Here is a 20,011-nt window from a genome sequence, read left to right as displayed (position 1 = left end):
AAGAAAACGACCATAAGAATGGTCGCCTTCATCGAAAATTGGATTAACAACTATCCAAAGAAATGTTTGAACTATTTATCTCCTAGACAATTTTTACTAAATGCCTAACTTAGACTTGAAATTTAGCAATCAGTTACAAAAATCATCAAGCAAAACAACTGAAAATATGACAGACTATAAAAAAGATAAAGTTAGTGATAAAGCCTTCAACTTCTAGAACAGTTAATAATAAGTACCCAAACATCTATAAAATAATACAGATAAAACCTTCCTGCAACTCCTCACTAGATTAATCTACTAGTCCTTCCTCACCCCCGATTAAAAAACTGAAGGATCGTCTCAAAACCTGCTAACCAGAAAAACTGACTAAAAAACACTTATAATCAGTTTAATCTTATAAGTGTTTATACGCAATAGTTTCAAAATTAGTTGTGATTTAACCTATAAAACTGCTAATGGCTTGAACAACAGACAACCAATTGAAGAGAAGTGCTTTTTGAGAGCATTGTTTACTCCTGAGGTTACCTTACCACACCATAATTTTAAACAGACGCTCCAGTTTTAATCAGCTTTCTTAGCCCAACGTTCAACATCTGCTTTGGTAATGTTATGAAAGACCTTGACTCCCCGTTCATAAGGGACATCCGTTTGTTGTCTTACAAAGTTAAGTACCCGAGCTAAGGCAAAGAAATAATCAGACAGCCGATTAACAAAAACGAGAACCTGCTGGTTGATTTCGGTCGTCCACATGGTGCTGACAATATGGCGCTCTGCTCGTCTGGCAATCGTTCTCGCCACATGAATCATAGCCGCCAATTCATCACCACCAGGTAGGATAAAGGTCTCAAGCGCTGGTGGAATGGCCGCATAGGTATCGATTCTCTCCTCAATCCAGGTCACCATAGCTTGATCAACCTTGTAGGGGTAAACCCCTTGAGGGGTTGATAAATCTGACCCGCAATCGAATAGATAATGTTGCAACTCCAAAAGCTCCTCTTTAAAGGCATCCCCTTCTGGCATCTTGCTCACCACATAACCAATCCAAGAATTTAATTCATCAATAGTACCATAGGCATTGACTCGCTCTGCATCTTTGGCAACACTCTGGCCACCAACCAACTTGGTCAAGCCTTTATCACCTGTCTTCGTATATAATTGCATCACATCTTTCCTTTCTTTATTCACATTACTTCATCAGTCTGGTAGAGGCATTTCTTCAAACAACAGAGAGTTTGATCATCTCAAGAGAACCTCTAAAATCTCAGTTCCCGATATAAAAAACATTGATTTAATCGGCTTTTAACTTAAGAAAAGTAGGCAGAAAGCTACTTTTCAGAGACCACCTCAAGACACCATCTGTACTAAGCTATCCTCACGTCACACCCATCCGATACGCGTAATAGGGTAATGAAGGCATCTCATATCAGCTACTATTCAATTACTGCACGAATTGTTTTGGCTAATCGACGTTTAATCGCCCTAAGCGATTGCTAGCTCATCAATAGTCAATTGAGTGTCACTCTAGACACAAGCATTTAATAATCTCAGCATGATTGAAATCCACCTTACTGTTCTCAGAAAGTAGTTGTTATAAACTCCTAGGTGAGCTAGAATACCATCACTTAACAAGAGAGTATCCGCTAATCCAAGAACTATAAAATAAATGAATAACGACATCTCATCATGTCAATCTGAACAACAATAGACCATCGCGTAGGACTCTACTTTTTCACAAAAACCACCAGCAATAGATGAACTATATCTTATCGCCTGAGAACTTCAACAATGAGGGCAATGCCTCACCGAATATCCACATAGTCGTCAGGATTAAGATGTCCTTGAGCAAATGTTGGCATATGTTCCATCGTATACACGGCATTTTCCATGATAAAGAATGCCAAGGGGCATCCCGAACCTTCCCCCAACCGCATTCCAAGCTGTAACATCGGTTGTAAGCCCAACTCTTGACAAATCATCGCATAGCCTGGCTCAGTTGATAGGTGAGAGGCGAACGCATAATCCAACACGGCCGGTGCTAGGCGACTAGCAATCAGTAAACCAGTCGCCGAAATCAGCCCATCAACGACACAAGGGTAACTGTGGCGCGCACAAGCCAAGTAGGTCCCCACCATTCCTAACATATCTAAACCACCAACTTTAGCTACCACGTCCAAAACATCTTCGTAAGGAGCATGGTGAGCAATCGCTTCCTGAATGATCATAGCCTTATGGTGCTTGCTGTCCTCCGTCAAACCAGCCCCATAACCCGTCACCTCAAACGGATCTTTATCAAGCAAAACGCTGATCACCGCAGCTGAAGTAGTGGTATTGCCAATCCCCATCTCACCGGTACCGAACAAGCAGTAGCCTTCCTCCATCAAAGCACAGGTGCGCCTATAACCAACCATTATGGCCTTGATAGCTTCGTCTCTTGACATGGCGGCTTGGTGCCTGAAATTCTTGGTGCCAGGCATCACCTTATCCTCTACTGAAGGGTAGATATCACGCTTGCACCCAATATCCACGACACAAAGGTCCGACCCTACATGACGAGAAATGGCACACAAGCCCGTCTGACCAGCTAGCATGTTTTGAGCAACAATATAGGTGGTCTCCTGAGGATTGGCAGACACCTGCTCCTCAACGATGCCATTGTCAGCCACGTAGACCAGAACAATCTTTTTCTCTAAGTCAATGATTCCATCAAACAGGGCATAAAGTCTGGCATAAATCAGCTCCAGCTGACCAAGCGCTCCTGGAGGCTTAGCCAATCGGTCACACCAAGCTTGACCAGCTGCTCGTTTAGCGTGATTCATAGGGGAGATCCCTTGAATCAACTCCAATAAATCATCCATCACTCGCACTCCTTTCGCCAGGTGACTCCTTCGTAGCAGAGCTGTGCCAAATAACGTTTGCCATAATAGTCGCCTATCGGTCCGTCTTTTAAAGCCTGCTCAAGCCTTGGCAAGTTAGGCAAAGCTTCCTTGGTCAATAAGATTCCAACCACTGACCCGCTATGGGCAACATTAACTCCAAGAGCAGCGTGGCCTTTAGCTAGCTCCAACAGCTCAGGTAGATAGGGTTTGGGCAAGCGTTGATTGTTGAGCAACGCACTTTGACTGGCTACCTGCCCCAACAACTGAACATCTTGCAACTGACAAGCCTGCTTAAAGACTTCTAACAAGTTTATCGAATCCTTCCATGGGTAAGCAGAATCTATAGTCATTCGAGGAAGACTGATGGTCTCAATCAGCTGCTCAGGTTCCAACACATAGACAAATAACTTTGGCTTCCAATTTGTTTGATAAATGACTTCGCCCGTCAAAGGGTCTATCACTGTCCAATCTGCAAAAGCTACGGAATCTGTTGGCTCAATCTCAGCACACCAACGCGTTAATTGTTCAGCCGTCAATGGCTCTCCTATTGTCACACTAACCGCTTGCAAACAGGCCACCAGATCAGCTGTACTGCTAGAGTAGCCCTTCCCCACAGGAACCGTTCTACCATAGCTCATTGGCATTGACATAGAGGGAAACCGTTCTCTCAGTGCCCTTGTCATTTTTTCAGGTAAGTCCCACTCAAAAGTCCCTATGCTCCCAATGTCTACCCAGCTTCCCCGATCAATGCCATAAGATAGCAAATACTCCTTTTGACCATCTGTGCACTGGAACAGCTCCCCACACGAAGCTGGACAGCTCGCCTTCACCCAACTCATTCAGATTCTCCCTGGTCTAGAACAAGGGCGAGGGCGGCTAAAAAGCGTTGGTTTTCTTCCCTGCTACGAATGGCAACCCGATAATGATGATCTGTCAATCCATTATAATTGGCACAAGAACGGATCAGTACCTGATGCTCTAAAAGAGCCTCTCGCAAATCAAGCTGTCCATGATAACGAAAGAAAATATAGTTAACACTAGGAGGGACAACCGTCAAAACCGAGAAGGCCTTCAAAGAGTTGTACAGAAACGGTTGCTCTTCACAGAGCCACACTGCCGTTTGTTCTTGATAAACCTTGTCTTCAAGAAGCACAGGAACTGCAGCTTGGGCAAGGGCATTGACCCGCCAAGGCTGAAGGCCTTCTTGCAAATAAGCACTGTAAAGTGGGGAGTAACTGACGCTATACCCCAAACGCAGACCTGGAATGGCATAAAACTTAGTCAAAGAGCGAACGACAATGACGTTTGGATAGTCTGAAAGCAAGGAAATAAATGAATAGTCCGATTCATTAACAACAAAATCCATAAAAGCCTCATCCAGGATGAGAAAGGCCCCACGATTTCGGAGGGCTGTCGCCACTGCCACCAAATCCTTTAATGGCCATAAGCTACCTGTCGGATTGTTAGGGTTACAAATAACTACCACATCACCGGCTTGCAAAGAAACAACTTCTGCTAATAAGGCCTCTAAATTGGGGTGATATGTTTCTCCTTCAAGCGCAACATAATGGCACATAGCTCCAACTTGCCTAAACGCTTCTTCATATTCCATAAAGGTTGGTTGTAAGAGCACGACCTTTTGGGGACGAAATAGCCTAGCCAACTCATAAAAGGCTTCAATAGCACCGTTCCACAGACCAACATGGTTCACTTGACAGCAATGATACTCTGCTAAAAACTCACGAGCTTGCCGGTAGTGACTATCTGGATAATGTTCCAGCGCAGTAATACTCTCTTGTAGACAGCGTTTCAATTGCTGAGGCAGACCAAGGGGATTGATATTGGCGCTTAAATCCAAGAAATCACGCTGATTCCCTCCTCGTTGCGCCGCAACTGCTGCAACATTTCCACCATGTTCTATCATTTCAATCCTTCCTTTCATTTTAAGCCTCAGCCTCACAAAGATATTAGATCCTTATCGACAGTTCCTAAAAACAGCTTTTTAACCTAGTATAACACCAAAGCCCTTCGCTTATCAAGTGTCGCTAGCCTCATCTTCCAGATAGGTCTTAAGCGCTTCAACACCTGTATCAGCCACAGCAGATACTTCAAATATCCGCCTAGCTCCAGCCTGCTCCAACTGCTCTCGTGCTCGTTTTACAGCTGTATCGTCCGATACCAAATCAACCTTGGTAATGACACCAATAACAGGCTTCGTAAACAGCGACGAGAAGCCTTGTGGAAAAGTTTGCATCTGCTGCGTCGCCGCCACTAATATCCCGATTACATCTGCTTCTGCTGCTGTTACCGTCAAGGCGTTGTAATAGCGACGATGCTGCAAAAATTCTCCTGGCGTGTCAATAATCGCATCATGAAACTGAATCGCTTGAGTTTTATAATAAGTAATATCTAGCCCCTTCAACCGCTGAGTCAAAGTTGTCTTACCAACACCGACAGGCCCCACAAACATAATTTTTTTCATTATTTTTCTCCACTTGATTACAACACTCGACTCCTCATCAACAAGAAGCAACCTCAAAATTGGTTAGGGACCCCTGAAAATCAACCCCATCTCTAGCTTAATTGAACTGTCGACAAAAGCCTGCTCAATAGCCAGGAGATACATTTCTTCCCAACCTGCCCAGTGCCATTGACTTCCCTAAGTACGTCCCTTGGTATTTTTAAATAGAGCGCTAAGACATTAGGATCATCTAACAACTGATTAGCTCTCTGGTTATTCTTTCAATACCCTCACTGCTGATCTACCCAGCTAAACAAGTCAAGACTGAAGCAGTCTGCTTAAGGAATGCCCCAATCTAAACCTTAAAATGTGGAAACCAGATTGGCACTCCACTTTTAGAAGAACTAGGCTCAACAGCCTATCAACTGCCTTCTTTAACGATCAGATAGCCTTAGAAGTGTACACTATATGAATCACCTTATTCGCCAGTTATCACAACAGGAACATTAGCACTTCGGCTAGCCATTAAAAATCACTGATTATGCCCAGCTTAACGTTACTCTTTCATCAACTGTGCTTCTTTCTGATCCAGTTTAATGGTTTCACGTGCATCACGAAGGATTCCTTTATTCTCATCACGTCCTTGCAAGAAATAAACAGCATCCTCTCGACCATAAGTGTCTACCGCCTCCTGAGCTAGAAGGGCGATGCCTTTATTAGGCGTCCGTAGAAGGTTAAAGATAATCCCCATCTGCAACTCATCAAAATCTTTTAACATAGCATAATCCCCATTGCTATCACCAGCGATAAGAATTGGCGCCTGACCGCCATGATGTTTTGCGATAAACTCTTTGATTGTCTTGGTTTTTCCCTCACCCTGTGTCTGATAATAATCTGGGTCTAATTGCGGCTGAATAACCCCTTTATCATCCTTAGTAAGCATCATGGCATAAATGTTCTCAGCTGGCACATTATAACCATAGGTCGTATTCGTGGCATACTCGTAGATAACATCGTAGTAAGATGCTGAACAAATGTAGACATCAATACCATTAGCCATTAGAGTGGCAAAAAGGTTCTGCATTTCCTTGACTGAGCGAACTCCCCGCTTAAACTGCACACTGACCTGACCAGCTTCGCCTTTAAGATCCGCTGGACTCTCCCAAGTCTCATAAACCAAATCATCCGCCAAAGCTGCCTCGATAGACTTGGCTGATAACTGATGAACCTCCTCTGAAGTCATCCCTGCGTAAAGGTAGGTCACCCAAGGGTAGCTGACATCCGAACTAAAGGTTCCTCCAACCGCCTCATACAAGTAACGTAGCTTGGCACGAAAATCTTGATATTCATTAAGTTTTTGTACCTCAGCTAAGGATTTTTTCCCAGAAAGTCCTTCATACTCCTCATAAAGCACGCGGTAATCAGAAACAAGGTCGTGGGCAATTCTGTCAATATTAACCGCCTGACCATCATGATTATTGTACTCCTCCACAAAATCATCTAGGGGCAGATTGGTTCGAATGGCGCTGTCAAATTCCTCTGGGGTCATTTTAAACACGAGGTTAGCTGTTTGATAGGTGAACGTGGCCTCACCGATATCATTAATGACCGTTGTGTTGTCCCAGTCAAAGACAGCGTAAGGTTTTTGATTAGCATCGTAGGTGGCACTTTCTTTGCCATGTTCCTGGATTAGCTGAGATAGACGCTTATAAAGCTTATCTTCCCAGAGCCCTTTCTCCAGCACAACCGAAGACGTTGACACCTGGCTAGTCTTAACCTCTTGGCCGCTATCAGTCTTCGGCGCTGACTGACAAGCACCTAATAATAGCGTTGCTCCACAAAGCAAGATAATACCAGTTCTTCTCATAGAAAACCTCCTTAAATAAGATATGATAATATAAAAAAACAAAAAGACAGCAGAAAAACCCCTTGATCGAGAACGTGCGCACCGTTGCGAACAAGTAGGCTTCTTTGCCATCTAAATTGTTATGAACAATCTTATTATACCGTATCAGAAATCCATAGTCAACTAAAAATAAGAAAAAATTAAAGCGTTATCATTTTGGATCGTTTTACAGCAATTACCATTTCTTTTATCTAAGTGATATTTATTGTAAAACAGTTTTGATACTAGTAACTTCCCTAATCGGCCGACTCTATTTACTTTTTCTAGAATAAGCAGAAAAGAACTATTCTTACCTGCAAAAGCAGATTTACACTTAGTAAAATCAAAAACAGCAAGTCTTAGAGACTGACAACATGCCAGACTTTAATATCTAAGTTCAACTTAGGAATCATGAATTTTAAGTAGCCGTTTTCTACTCAAAGGTTTCAAAATCGAAACGCTCCACACCTAATTTAATTAGTCAGTAGTTATTTTTGATTTTGAATGAGTATTAACAGTGCTTGGGCTACCAACTGGTAGTACCTCTAAGCAAGATTTTATCTCATTCACTTCATAGGCTTGATGATCAAATAAAACAAACATCGATCAACTAATGCATATAAACAGCTTTAAAAAGCCGGGGTCGAGCTTTTTTCATTTAACGACAAACAACTACTCCATCACGTGGATACCCTAAACTTATCAGCTTCAGTGACTATACCAGTAAGTAAACCAAAAAAACGATACAACCATCCCTTTGTTTAACCGCAAAATAATGCCTGTCTTCTTCCAGTCCTTCTGAAATGACCTACTAAGGTCACCGACTAATATATATCATTATATCATCAGCGGAGTAATCATTAATGGTCGGCTTAGCACAGCGTATCGCGTCATACAACAATAGTCACATTGAATTCGGGGCCTCTCTATCCCTATTTTCTTGACAAACCTGTCTATAAATTAAGAATCTGCCTTCATCAAAATGATTTGCCAATGCCTACTCCTTTTAGATCGCTTCTCAACAGATTGCTGTAGATATTTTAATCTAACAATAAAAAGCAAAAAACACAGCAGCAAGGAATCCTACCGCTATGAATACAGATTCTAAGAAATATCGTCAAGCCATAGATCTAATGGCAAGTGAAAAGCGGTTTTCCAGAAACTGCCGTAAATGTTTGAGGATTATCCTCACAATATTCTTTTTTTCCCTTTTTTAGCCTTTCTATGCGATACTAGCCCTCCCTTTCTACCGTACTTCTGGTAGTCAGAGAAGAATTTCTTGAAAGCTAATCGCCGCTCCTCATTTGACCAACTCACTATGGTCAAATCTATCGTGTAAACACTCCCATCAATCAGTGTCATATCAACACTGCTGATATCGGTATAACGATCCCATCATGCCATTCATGATCGTTTACAATCTTAATGTCTGACCAAGGAATAAATGGCTTTCTAAACCATGACCTGATCTGAACCCCTTCAACGGCTAGTTTCATAACAGGAGCGCCTGATAGAATCTGATAAACAAGCGTTATGCATCCGATCACTCCCAAAACACCTATTATTAAGCATACTAAAGGAATGAGAAAATGATTCTCTAAAAATCCTAAGATAGCCCAATATACAAAACCAATTGCAAGGGCTGAACTACTTACTAATTCAAGCAAAGTTACGCAAAGGCCTCTCTTAATCAGGACTTCTTTCACTCAACTCTCCTTAATCTTGACTAAAATCTCAGCTTCTTCCTCGCTTAACTCATAATTATCCAGTAAATCTGGTCGCCTTTCTAATGTTTTCCTAAGAGATTGTTCTAAGCGCCATTTTCGAATATTCTCATGGTGGCCACTCATAAGGACATCAGGGACCAGCATCCCACGGAAATCATAGGGCCTGGTGTACTGAGGGTATTCCAAAAGACCTGATGAGAAGCTATCATCCTGATGGCTAGCTTCCTTGCCAATCACTTCTGGAATCAGGCGGACAGTAGCATCCACCATAGTCATGGCAGCCAACTCTCCCCCTGTCAGGACAAAGTCTCCTAGCGACACTTCATCGGTCACCAGACTTTTAATCCGCTCATCGTAGCCTTCATAATGGCCACAGATAAAGATCAGCTGGTCTTCCTGAGCCAATTCTTCTGCGACAGTCTGGTCAAATCGGCGTCCCGCTGGATCCAGTAAAATCACACGGGGTTCTGCTATTTTCTCCAAAGCCTCGATGGCGTCAAAAATAGGTTGGGCTCGTAACAACATCCCTTGACCGCCACCATAAGGCTCATCATCAACGTGACGCGCCTTTTCAGCATACTCGCGGAAATTGTGGTAATTGATGTCCAAAATCCCTTTTTCCTTGGCCTTGCCAACAATGGAATGCTCCAAAGGGGCAAACATCTCTGGGAAAAGAGTCAAAATGTCAATCTTCATCGTCCAAGCCCTCGAGGAGTTCGACATCAACCCGTCCAGCTGGGATGTTCACATTGAGTACCACAGGAGGAATGTAAGGCAAAAGTAGGTCACGTTTTCCTTTTCGTTTAACGACCCAGACATCGTTAGCACCCGGCTGAAGAATTTCCGAGATAGTCCCAATCAGCTGGTCATTCTCATAAACCTCAAGACCAATAATCTCATGATAGTAGAAATCGCCCTCGTCAAGGTCAGTCAGGTTGTCCTCGGCAATCTTGAGGGAATGCTCCTTGTACTTTTCCACTTCATTGATGTGGTAAAGTCCCTTAAACTTAACGATGTCAAAGTTCTTTTGCTTCCTATGGCTGGCAATCTCAACTTCCATGACAAAGTTTTCCTTCTGGTCAAAAAGGGCCAGCTTACTACCTTTTTTAAAGCGTTCTTCTGCAAAATCGGTCACCGATAAGACCCGCAACTCGCCCTGTAAACCTTGGGTGTTGACAATTTTTCCAACGTTAAAATAATTCATAACAACTCACTTCCTATTTCTATTTGCTAGCGTTCTCCTCAAGAGATAACCTAGACTCCTTTTTGATGCTGTCGATGTTTTGCGGAACCATCACTCGGATCGCTAAAGGAATGACCTTTAAGGAAAGAGGCAAGTAGACACTCTTATCGCCATCAATTCGTGTCCTAGCCCTCTGGCTTTTCGCATGCTTAAATTGACTAATTTCTAACTGAGCTGTTCGAAAGTGCTGAACCTCAGCCAACTTCCGTGTATCCCCTGCCAAGAATCTTGGCAAATACCACCAGGTCTTCCAGATGTTAAAACGAGAGACCAGGTAAACACTCATCAAACCATCATCTGGTTTAGCTTCACGGTCAAAGTGAACCTGACCTGCTACAGCATTCATCATTGTTATCAGTAAAACCTTGGCCTTTACCTGGCGATAGTGGTTACCATAGCTGAGTGTCAAATAATAATTGCGGTTACGGCGAAGTGTCGCATAAGCATACTTAAAAAATGCTAGCACGCCCAAGCGGCGCTTCTCTTCCTGCTTGACTTCCAGAGCCAGATCAGCCAGCATTCCTAATGTCAAGCTTGATATCATATATTGGTCGTTTACCTGACAAAGGTCTATGGGGCGTGGAATTCCTCGAGTCAAGTTTAGTGTGGCTTTTTGCCAATCCAGAGGAATTCCTAGGGCTTTGGCCACATTATTGACTGTCCCTGAAGGGAGTATACCTAGAGAAGCTTTTCCACCGCCTGCATAGAGACCTGAAGCAATCTTGTTGATTGTACCATCTCCTCCAATGGCGACAATCAAATCAACTCCTGAAAGACTTGCTGCTTTTGCCATATCAAAGGCATGACTAGCAGATTTTGTCCGGATGATAGAAATGGCTTGGGATTCAAATCCTTCTTGTAAAAAATGCGTCCTCAATTGTTCTAACTCTTGATCTTTAGGTCTATTTCCAGATTGAGGATTGTAAAAAATGGCAACACTTTTCATCAAAATAGCCTCCCTCGTTTCATCTTAACATTATAGCACATTTTCCCCCAAAAATAGCCCGATCAGAATAAAGAACCCTGGAGAAATTCCGTTGGTGAGTCACTCCAAAACACCGAGTACCTTTTCTACGAGTCAATCCAGCAGGCCTTCACTGACAGTCCTCCACAAGCCGACTTGGCTGAGCAGCTCCAATCACTGGGCTACTTGGAGTAGCAAGCCCCAAAACAAATCAGGATTGTCTTGCCAAAACAGCCCATCCCCTTTCAGTTGGGAACAGGCTGGTCTTATCATTTGAATCGTGTTAGAGTCGCTTTATCTTTCACCCTTGTTGCGGATGACAAAGCCGGTCTTTTTCTCACTAGAAGTACGTTTGTGTGGCTTTTTATTGTCTTGACGACGGCCATCTTTTTTGAAACGGTCGTCCCGACGCTTCCCATCTCGTTCAGTTCCCCGACGGCGGTCACGATCGCGACCATCACGTTGGTTAGACTTGCCACGGCCGCCACCTTTTCCACCAAAACCGCCGCCTGATGGCTTGAACGGTAATGGTTTTTCACGGGCAATCTCGACTTCTGGCAAATGGTCAGGATCTTGAACCGTCAAGGTCAGGATGTACATGGCCAACTCTTCTGGTGAAAATTCATTGGCCAAGGCTCTTGCATCCTTGCTAAACTTATTAAAGTTGGCTCGGATGGACTCGTCTGCAAAATCACGCTCAATCTTTTTAAGCGCAACTTTTTTCTTAGCTTGAAAAGCCTCTTCTGCTGTTGCAGGTTTCAAGCCTTTCATCCGTTTCTTGGTTAAATTTTCAATAATGGACAGGTAACCCATCTCATTTGGTGCGACAAAGGTAAAAGATTGACCTGATTGACCCGCACGCCCTGTCCGACCAATTCGGTGAACATAACTCTCAGGATCCTGTGGAATATCGTAATTGTAGACATGGGTCACCCCAGAGATGTCCAAGCCACGCGCCGCCACGTCAGTAGCCACCAAGATATCCAAATTCCCATTTTTAAAGTCACGAAGCACACGCAGACGCTTATTTTGATCCAAGTCCCCATGGATACCTTCAGCGCGGTAACCACGAATTTTCAGGCCACGGGTCAATTCATCCACACGACGCTTGGTTCGACCAAAGACAATGGACAAGTCCGGCTGATCCACATCCATCAAACGTGTCATCGTATCAAATTTTTCATCTTCTTTGACCCGCAAGTAATACTGATCTACCAATTCCGTGGTCAATTCCTTAGCTGCAATTTTCACATGCTCCGGTTGTTGCATAAACTTGATACCGATCTGCTTAATCGGTTCTGGCATGGTTGCCGAAAATAGGAGGGTCTGACGTGCCGTTGGGGTCTGTTCAATAATGGCTTCAATATCTTCCAAGAACCCCATATTGAGCATCTCATCCGCCTCATCCAAAATCAGGGTTTCAACACCATCTAACTTTAACGCTTTGCGTTTGATTAAGTCCAGAAGGCGTCCAGGTGTTCCAACAACCACATGAGCCCCTGATTTCAGTGCCTTGATTTGCTTTTCAATACTGGAACCACCATATACCGAACGCACCTTCACCCCTTTGCCACGGCCAAAGCGGAACAATTCTTCCTGACTTTGGACAGCCAATTCGCGGGTAGGCGCAATGATCAAGGCTTGCACCTTAGGATTATCAACCACAATCTTATTCAGAGTAGGAAGGCCAAATGCAGCTGTTTTCCCAGTTCCTGTCTGCGCCTGGCCGATCACATCCTTGCCTTCCAAGGCTAATGGAATGGTTTGCTCCTGAATCGGAGAAGGCTCAGTAAAGCCTGCTTTTTCTACTTCTGACAGGATATCTGCTGCCAGATTCAATTCTGTAAATTTCACTAATGTCTTCTTTCTAAAAAGGCAGTGCGAAGCTGCCTTATAAGGCTTATTCTTTGTTGTTTTCTATGCAACCTATCTAGTATAACATAAAAACAGGCAGTTTGCCTGTTTTTGCCTTATTATTTTCGATCGTCCTTAGGTCAAGGAAATATCCCCCATCTTGCTGCTCAGACCAATCTTGGCAATTGGGTTAGAAACCTGGTGTTGGTAAATCTTGCGCGATGCCTGATCCCAAGAAAGATCCAAACCACCAAAGTCAACCTTAACCTCCAGCGATAATTGATCCAACAGCTGGTTAAGACCTGCTATCTCGATATCTCCCGATAGGGTTGAGAGATTTATCTCGCCTACAAAAATCAGGTACTTAGCAGAAATATCACCAGACAAAAGCGATAGGGTCACCGTATCGATTGATGTATCTACTAAGACTATATCACCTGCAGCCAGTTGACCTGATAGCTGACTGAGCTGACTCCGGCCAATCTCCATATCTCCCGAAGCCAACTCCAGTTTGACGTCCGTAAGCTGACTATCCTTGATGGACAGATCTCCTGCACCTGTAGACAACTTTCCTCCCTCCAAACGGACATGAGATAGGTCCATATCTCCTGCACCTGTAGCTAACTGGGCGCGACTAACTTGGCTGGCTTGAAGGGAAATCTCCCCACTACCGGTCTGACAAGACAAGCTCCTGGCTTCCAGGCCAGTCAGGTTCAAATCACCCGCCCCTGTGCTCAATTGGCCTTCTTCTATCACCATATCCTGAACCGTCAGATCACCTGCTCCCAAGCGTCCCTCTAGCTGCTGCAAGGCACTTCCTTTTGGCATCTTGATTACCAGTGTATGGGTTGCCCAATTCAATCGCATCAGACTAGAAAAGAGAGAGAAGCTGTACTTCCTTTTCTCTTTTTCCTCAACAGAACGAAGCTGGAGCTGACCATCCACTACCTGATAGTCAAAGGGAAGCTGCTTTCCATCTTGCGGCTTAAAGTAAGACAGACTGTATTGGTCATCTTCCGACTGGCTAACCAACACATCAAGATTCACCAAGTCAAAAGTGATACGGTCGAAGTCTGGTAAGTTCACCGAAACATAACGGTCCTTGCTATTTGTCACTTCTACCTTCTCGATTTCTTTTTCCAAAATCTGATCTAAAATCTCCGCTGCAGCTTCCTGAGGGGTTCCAAGACTGGCTATCAACTCCGCCTCCCCTTCTGGCCCGGCATCCTCAAATAATTCTATAAAGTAGGCCATGCAGTCATCAAAATCGGCTTTTGGCAGGCGTTTGAGGTAGATTGCTAATTCCGCTAAATATGTTGTCTTGTTCATCCTTATTCTCCTATCTTAACAGATTCCGTGTTCAGGTAAACATCACTGCCCTGCACACGTACCTGAATCCTTGCCAGGCTCTCTTCAACTGTCTTGCTAAAGTGTTTCCTATCTTCAAGAGATTGATAACCCTCATGCTTTTCAGACAGTTCTTCCCCACTGTCAAACATGCTTCCATCTCTGACTTCAACATCAAGGGACCTATTTTGAATGGTGTTAAATTCTTGAAAAGATACTGGTCCATCCGTGCTTTCAAGATCAATAGTTCCTCTAAAATCAGCCTTAGCGATGTCAAGTGAGCCCCCTTGACTCGTCACAGCTAGATTTTCTACCAGACCATCCAAGCTCATACTGCTATCAGTCGCATTGATGCTGCTTCCCACTAGACTATCTCCTTGAACGGTTAGTACGGAGTTGGTTAGCTCAATGACTGTATCAGAGACCCGACTATTAATCCAATAGAGTTCACCATCTATCTGAGATACCTGCCCCTTATGGACCTTTAAACCATCCAGACTAATAACGGCGTTATTAGCTTCTATGGTAAAATCCTCAACCTCTAACTCTTTTAAAAAGACGATATTGTCTGTAGAGGATACGTTAAGACGTGCTAGATTAGTCCCCTTAGGAAGCCTTAGCATAATCCTATCCAAATTGTTTTGGTTATTCGTCAAAGTAGCATAAGCACTGATTATATCCGTATAAAAAACAATTTTTTCAGAAGTGGAAGTCGCGTCCGAGAGGATCAGTTTGCGCCTTGTCACATCTTCCTCAACGGAAAAAGGGGTATCACCTTCTTTTTTGTAATAAGTCAGCTCAGGTTTTGCTACATCTCCGATTTCAACAGACACAAGCGTATCCAACAGGTTGATTTCTAACTCTTCCAAACCCTCTAACGTCAACGGATACTGATAAAGCTCACCCTTAGCTGCTTCATAAACCTGTTTAACATCTTGGATGCCACCTGCTAAAACACCCACCCCAATTAACAGGCTACCTATTATCAAACAACCTGAAGCGACAGCTACTATTTTTTTCTTCCAATTAACCATGCTTTGTCACCTTTCTGTAAAGATTTTGTATGAATGTCACTAGACTTTTGCCAAATAATTTGCTTAACTTCACCGTTCCAAGCCATAGGAATAAACCTATTCCTAAACTAAGCAACATGCCTCCAAGGTTGAGCAAGAAGATCCCCAAGGTTTGAAAATGGGCCATATTTTCCCATAAGAATGCCACAGATATTGCAAGGAGAGCTATCGTGATAGCATAAAGGCTGATCAATAGACTGGCCATCAAAAGGATAGCTGTTAATACTAGAAGGACAATCAGAAGCAAGAGAGGGAAGCCTAAAGGGGCTGCTAACAAGACTAAGAACGAAAAAGGCACTAGACCAAGCTTCTCTCTCGTGGACTTGGCCGTATCGATTCTCTTATCGAGCAGGTCTCCCATAATCTCCGCCGCAGCTTCCTGAGGGGTTCCAAGACTGGCTATCAAGTCCTCTTCGCCTTCTGTTCCAGCGTCGTCAAATAATTCTATGAAGTAGGCCATGCAATCGTCAAAATCCGCTTTTGGCAGGCGTTTGAGGTAGCCATATAACTGTGCTAAATAGGTTTCTCGTGTCATCGTCTTAATCTCCCTTCAATAATGTCCCTTAACAGATCCGTATGTCTGGTCCATTCCTCTTTGAGGTAGACCAGTTGCTCTTGACCTAGACCTGTCACCCTATAGTACTTACGCTGCCTGCCTTGATGTTCCTGCTTATAGGTTGTCACATAGCCTGACTGCTCCATTTTTTTCAAAATGGGGTAGAGCGTAGACTCCTTAATATTGGCCACCAACTTGATGGTCTGGCTAATCTCATAACCATAAGAATCCTGCTGCTCCACAATCGCTAAAATCAGAAATTCAATCAAGGTCGACGATACTGGAAAATACATTCGCCACCTCCATATATTATTTTTAATTATATATAATTATTTTATATATAAATATTAAACCTATTAAGAGCATTTGTCAAGAGATTATATAAAATTTTTATATATAAGTTTAAACTTATTTTACTTGTTTAAATTAACAAAAGAACCTGAATTGACGCTCCCCCTCAATAGAACAAGAATTGCTCCAAAATAATCTCGGTATCAGCCATTCATTAGCGGCAAACGAAAAAGACCTAAGCAGGTCACTTCACATCATAGGTGACATCAAACCACCACAATTGACACTAGTGGAAAAATCGCTTTCCCATCAAAATCATAAAAGGCTGTAGCCACAAGGGTTTCCCACAATTGCTACAACCTTTCTTCTTTCTATTTCTACTTCTATTAGCTCAAACCATTACCAGAGACTCTTTGACTCACTGGCAATCAGAAATAATAGTCGTCATCATAGCCATATTCTTCCTCATAGTCTGGATAGTGCCAATCGAACTCTTTTAAGAGAGCTGTAATCAATTCAGCTCTGACTTGCTCATCGGTCAAACTCCTGACATAGGCTGTGACTTCCTCAACTTTATTCTGGCGTACCTCACTGTACTCAGCTTCCCATTCCTGATAATGCGCTTCTTTTTCCGCTTCCTCTTCTTCCCATGCTGCAAGAACCGCATCTGCCTGTTCAGGAAAATGAAAGAAGTACAAGGCTACCATATGCTTGCAGATGACCCGCCTTCCTGCTGCAAATGGGCAGGTGCACGTTGATTGCCTAGGGCGATGAATGTTGATCATCGTATCGTAACAGCTGGTCTCTGAGCCACTAACTTGCCCCTTATACATACCATCTCCACACTGTTCACTACGTAACACTGCCTTGCTCCGATGGTAGCCCATCCCTCTCCCAAAAGAAGAGTGACTGGCCAAGTGAACCAGTTTTAATTCATCCCAGATGTTCATCTGATTTCCTTTCATTTTATATTATGTCAATCTCATGCCTAACATTTGGGAGGCGCTAAGTTCTTTTATCTTAAAACGAATATCACGCTCATTTTGATTTCCCTTGAGTATTAGCGCTTAAGAAAAGCACTTGATAATTTCGGTACAGAAGAGTGTTGCCTTTTCAACCCATTTTACAACTTAAACAGTGAGGCATAGTCACTCTTTGAAGAGACTAAATGGGTCACATAAACCAACTTCTCATCTTCCTTTATCGTATAGAAAGCAAGATAACTGCCCTTTGAAATTGATATTCCTCTAGACTTGACATGTTTAGAAAGTTGTACACCAACTTTCTCGTCAGCGTCAAACCCTCGTTCCGGAAACAATTCCAACCGTTCCAAATCATCGAAAATTCTCTCAACTGTTCGATCCGCATTAACAAGACTTTGAAGAACAACAGTGATATAGTTTTTTATGCTTTGAATCTGTTCAAACACCTCAGGAGCAAGTTCAACTTTGTATCTATCCAATTAGCTGCCTCCGAGCTTCTTTAATATCAATCCCTTTACCAGCTTCAAGTTCTGCAAGATTACGGTCAATGGTCTCTCCAAGCTCATTAATCAGTCGTTCACGAATGAGTAAGTCGGTCGCCTCTTCCAAAAGGTTCTCTTTACTAGGACTCAATAATAACGTACCATCACTCCCCTTATAGACACTGTATTCTGTACCAGTCGGGATGTCAAATTCTTTTGGAATCGTGATCGTGGTAGAATTACCAACTCGACGAGTTTTTACTAAGTTCATAAAATCTTCCTCCACAAGTTTTGTATACACCAAATATACACACCATTTGGTTCTTTGTCAACTAAAAACTCAAAATTCCTCGTTCATCATAGACCGAATTCCCCTGACCTTGATGTCGGATACAGCGGCGCGACAGTCCCGTCAATCTTTTCAATTGACTTTTCCTTGTCAGGCTTGATATTTCCTGCTGGGTCTTGTCGCATGAGTACGTTCTGTCCCATCCACTTAAGGGCAGGGTGGCCGCGATATTGGACCTTGCCTTCCATCATGAGTTTGAAAAGTTCTTTGGAAGGTGGACTCATGTCCTTGTAGCCCTGGCCGAATGGAACAGGCGTCAAGCACATGCCTTCAAGATTTTTGACCATCTGGGTCGCATTCCAGCGGTCATAAGCAATCTCTCGGATATTGTAAATTGTGGAAAGTTCCTCGATGAAACCGTAATGTACACATTACCTTCTGTCGTTTTCAGGTAGCCTTGTCTTTCCCAAACATCATAAAGCACATGGTCTCTCCGACAATGGAGTTGAAGTGTCTCCTCTGGCAAACAAAAATAAGGCAGGACAATATAAGGCTCATTGAATAGGTTATACTAAACTAGATAAAACTTATTTTTCAACCTATCCTCAGAAAATGTTGGTCATTTATGCATTTTTAAAATATTAGATGTAGCCGACTCAATGCCAATACATATCAATCTATTACCAGCTTCATACATTTTTTCGAGTAATTCTCTATCCAAACCTGATAGATACGTTTAGATATTATAGGTTCATGATTATCTTTGATATAGTACTTATCTTCTTCTCCAAAATTACTCAACCTTCTCTTGGTTATTGGGTCAACTGTAAAAGTTTTTCCCATTAGAATATCACCTTATTTTGCTATATAAGCAATGTAATACCTAGATAATCTATAATTTATTCTATGCGCGCTATTCTAAATTCATTATTAATCTCAACAGCTATGGTTCCTTCTTCTGCTAACAAATAAACTTCTCCGTAATCCCAAACTTCTCTTTTTTCATTAGAATTAGAACCAGAATAATCTATTTTATTTAGTTCTGATTTAGAAATTTCTTGTCCCGTATTCAAAATAAATGTTTTTGAATCTGCTATTACTCCTAGAAATTCTTTCAGTTTATCATCAGATACAATATCAGATGAAATACGAAATTTATTACTATTAAATTTAACTATCCTACAATCAGATGGATCAATTGCAAGTTCCCCACCTTCTGAATTATTATTGAACTCTTCCAAGCCCAGCATTTCATTATTGGATTGCACATCCGAACTCAAAGAAACCTTATAATAAGAATCATTTATAGAAATAGCTAAACCATCACTAAAATTATAGAGCCCACTATATGCTAATGATACTGTATCACTATTACTTTTAGTAACAACTTTCTGGCTATTTCTATCAATTACTAATGTTTTAAAAAAAGATTCCTTCACAGTACCTAGATCATTTTCATCAACAATTTGATTCATGATTGTATAATCATTTCCTTTATATGTAAATTGATTAAATGATTGATCATGAAACGCTATTGTTTTATTGTCTACCAATCTACATGCAACTAAAGTGCAAATTCCAAAAAGAACAACTAAGCTAAATAAAATTTTCCTCATGCTACTTCACCTCCTTTATAACATCATCAAATAATAAGAGTGCCCTTTGCCAATTTGTTGTAACCTTTAAGTTATTTAGTTCGATCATTGTTAACAGAATTCCAATTATTCCATCTAAATAACCAAGATTATCTTTTGTTTTTATATTTTCAAATTCCTCGGCAGTATTAAAACCATATGTCATGTCTTCTCTAAAATCACTAATTAACTTTTCCTTAAGAGATTTTATACAGTCATCAAAAAGAAAGTTCTAAAATGAAGTTAGCCAGTTGAGAGTATGCAAAAACATCTCAGAGAGATATAATGTAGTTCACCACAAACACATTAAAAGGAACTCTGAGATGCAAAACCATTATACTACAAA

Annotated in this window: 19 protein-coding genes and 2 pseudogenes; 1 reads left to right on the top strand and 20 read right to left on the bottom strand. The window is 42.2% G+C overall.

What is annotated here, in order from left to right:
* Positions 1-108: pseudogene (locus HF992_RS11000) on the top strand (IS30 family transposase); the annotation flags it as partial.
* Between the two features lie 453 nt (positions 109-561).
* Here HF992_RS11000 and HF992_RS10995 read toward each other — a convergent pair.
* The 20 genes and pseudogenes from HF992_RS10995 to HF992_RS10900 all read right to left on the bottom strand — a co-directional run bounded on the left by HF992_RS10995 (position 562) and on the right by HF992_RS10900 (position 19,647).
* Entirely contained in the window at positions 562-1,161 is a 600-nt protein-coding gene (locus HF992_RS10995) for a cob(I)yrinic acid a,c-diamide adenosyltransferase (RefSeq protein ID WP_168550060.1), read from the bottom strand.
* Between the two features lie 638 nt (positions 1,162-1,799).
* Positions 1,800-2,855, bottom strand: coding sequence for a nicotinate-nucleotide--dimethylbenzimidazole phosphoribosyltransferase (gene cobT / locus HF992_RS10990; protein ID WP_168550059.1), 1,056 nt, complete (start codon positions 2,853-2,855; stop codon positions 1,800-1,802).
* A complete protein-coding gene (locus HF992_RS10985; protein WP_168550058.1) occupies positions 2,855-3,715 on the bottom strand; it encodes a GHMP family kinase ATP-binding protein in 861 nt (286 codons plus the stop codon). The genes cobT and HF992_RS10985 overlap by 1 nt, the downstream gene beginning before the upstream one ends.
* On the bottom strand, positions 3,712-4,800 hold the full coding sequence (cobD, locus tag HF992_RS10980) for a threonine-phosphate decarboxylase CobD (protein ID WP_168550057.1): 1,089 nt from the start codon (positions 4,798-4,800) through the stop codon (positions 3,712-3,714). Before cobD ends, HF992_RS10985 begins: the two co-directional genes overlap by 4 nt.
* Before the next feature lie 111 nt (positions 4,801-4,911).
* Positions 4,912-5,358, bottom strand: a complete 447-nt coding sequence (locus HF992_RS10975) for a EutP/PduV family microcompartment system protein (protein ID WP_168550056.1) — start codon at positions 5,356-5,358, stop codon at positions 4,912-4,914.
* A 535-nt stretch (positions 5,359-5,893) separates the two neighbouring features.
* Positions 5,894-7,204: an HAD family hydrolase gene (locus HF992_RS10970; protein WP_168550055.1), complete on the bottom strand. Its 1,311-nt coding sequence runs from the start codon at positions 7,202-7,204 to the stop codon at positions 5,894-5,896.
* A gap of 1,376 nt (positions 7,205-8,580) precedes the next feature.
* On the bottom strand, positions 8,581-8,928 hold the full coding sequence (locus HF992_RS10965) for a PH domain-containing protein (RefSeq protein ID WP_168550054.1): 348 nt from the start codon (positions 8,926-8,928) through the stop codon (positions 8,581-8,583).
* Positions 8,929-9,645: a tRNA (guanosine(37)-N1)-methyltransferase TrmD gene (gene trmD, locus HF992_RS10960; RefSeq protein ID WP_168550053.1), complete on the bottom strand. Its 717-nt coding sequence runs from the start codon at positions 9,643-9,645 to the stop codon at positions 8,929-8,931. It abuts the gene before it with no gap.
* Entirely contained in the window at positions 9,635-10,153 is a 519-nt protein-coding gene (rimM, locus tag HF992_RS10955; protein WP_168550052.1) for a ribosome maturation factor RimM, read from the bottom strand. The genes trmD and rimM overlap by 11 nt, the downstream gene beginning before the upstream one ends.
* 19 nt (positions 10,154-10,172) lie before the next feature.
* Entirely contained in the window at positions 10,173-11,138 is a 966-nt protein-coding gene (locus tag HF992_RS10950; protein WP_168550051.1) for a diacylglycerol/lipid kinase family protein, read from the bottom strand.
* A 312-nt stretch (positions 11,139-11,450) separates the two neighbouring features.
* Positions 11,451-13,010 (bottom strand): degradosome RNA helicase CshA, encoded by a 1,560-nt coding sequence (gene cshA / locus HF992_RS10945; RefSeq protein ID WP_168550050.1) that lies wholly within the window; start codon positions 13,008-13,010, stop codon positions 11,451-11,453.
* A gap of 135 nt (positions 13,011-13,145) precedes the next feature.
* Complete coding sequence (locus HF992_RS10940; RefSeq protein ID WP_168550049.1) at positions 13,146-14,339, bottom strand: DUF4097 family beta strand repeat-containing protein; 1,194 nt, start codon at positions 14,337-14,339, stop codon at positions 13,146-13,148.
* A gap of 2 nt (positions 14,340-14,341) precedes the next feature.
* On the bottom strand, positions 14,342-15,391 hold the full coding sequence (locus HF992_RS10935; RefSeq protein ID WP_168550048.1) for a DUF4097 family beta strand repeat-containing protein: 1,050 nt from the start codon (positions 15,389-15,391) through the stop codon (positions 14,342-14,344).
* Positions 15,384-15,965, bottom strand: coding sequence for a DUF1700 domain-containing protein (locus tag HF992_RS10930; protein WP_168550047.1), 582 nt, complete (start codon positions 15,963-15,965; stop codon positions 15,384-15,386). Before HF992_RS10930 ends, HF992_RS10935 begins: the two co-directional genes overlap by 8 nt.
* Positions 15,962-16,279, bottom strand: a complete 318-nt coding sequence (locus HF992_RS10925) for a PadR family transcriptional regulator (RefSeq protein WP_168550046.1) — start codon at positions 16,277-16,279, stop codon at positions 15,962-15,964. Before HF992_RS10925 ends, HF992_RS10930 begins: the two co-directional genes overlap by 4 nt.
* Positions 16,280-16,705: 426 nt before the next feature.
* Positions 16,706-17,227 carry an SWIM zinc finger family protein gene (locus HF992_RS10920; RefSeq protein ID WP_168550045.1) on the bottom strand — a complete coding sequence of 174 codons (522 nt, stop codon included), beginning with the start codon at positions 17,225-17,227 and terminating at the stop codon, positions 16,706-16,708.
* Positions 17,228-17,400: 173 nt separating this feature from the next.
* Positions 17,401-17,739, bottom strand: a complete 339-nt coding sequence (locus tag HF992_RS10915; RefSeq protein ID WP_168550044.1) for a type II toxin-antitoxin system RelE/ParE family toxin — start codon at positions 17,737-17,739, stop codon at positions 17,401-17,403.
* The gene (gene mazE / locus HF992_RS12305) at positions 17,732-18,013 is read right to left on the bottom strand and encodes a type II toxin-antitoxin system PemI/MazE family antitoxin (RefSeq protein WP_343032973.1); all 282 of its coding nucleotides are present in this window, start codon (positions 18,011-18,013) and stop codon (positions 17,732-17,734) included. The genes HF992_RS10915 and mazE overlap by 8 nt, the downstream gene beginning before the upstream one ends.
* Positions 18,014-18,074: 61 nt before the next feature.
* A pseudogene (locus HF992_RS10905) lies at positions 18,075-18,587 on the bottom strand (terminase TerL endonuclease subunit); the annotation flags it as partial.
* A 343-nt stretch (positions 18,588-18,930) separates the two neighbouring features.
* Complete coding sequence (locus tag HF992_RS10900; protein WP_168550043.1) at positions 18,931-19,647, bottom strand: NisI/SpaI family lantibiotic immunity lipoprotein; 717 nt, start codon at positions 19,645-19,647, stop codon at positions 18,931-18,933.
* Positions 19,648-20,011 lie beyond the last annotated feature (364 nt).

Origin of the sequence: Streptococcus ovuberis, assembly GCF_012396585.1 — a bacterium.
In the GTDB taxonomy this organism is placed as follows: Bacteria; Bacillota; Bacilli; order Lactobacillales; family Streptococcaceae; genus Streptococcus; species Streptococcus ovuberis.
Note: the sequence above shows the minus strand (reverse complement) of the source record. Positions and strands in the feature narration are given on the sequence as shown.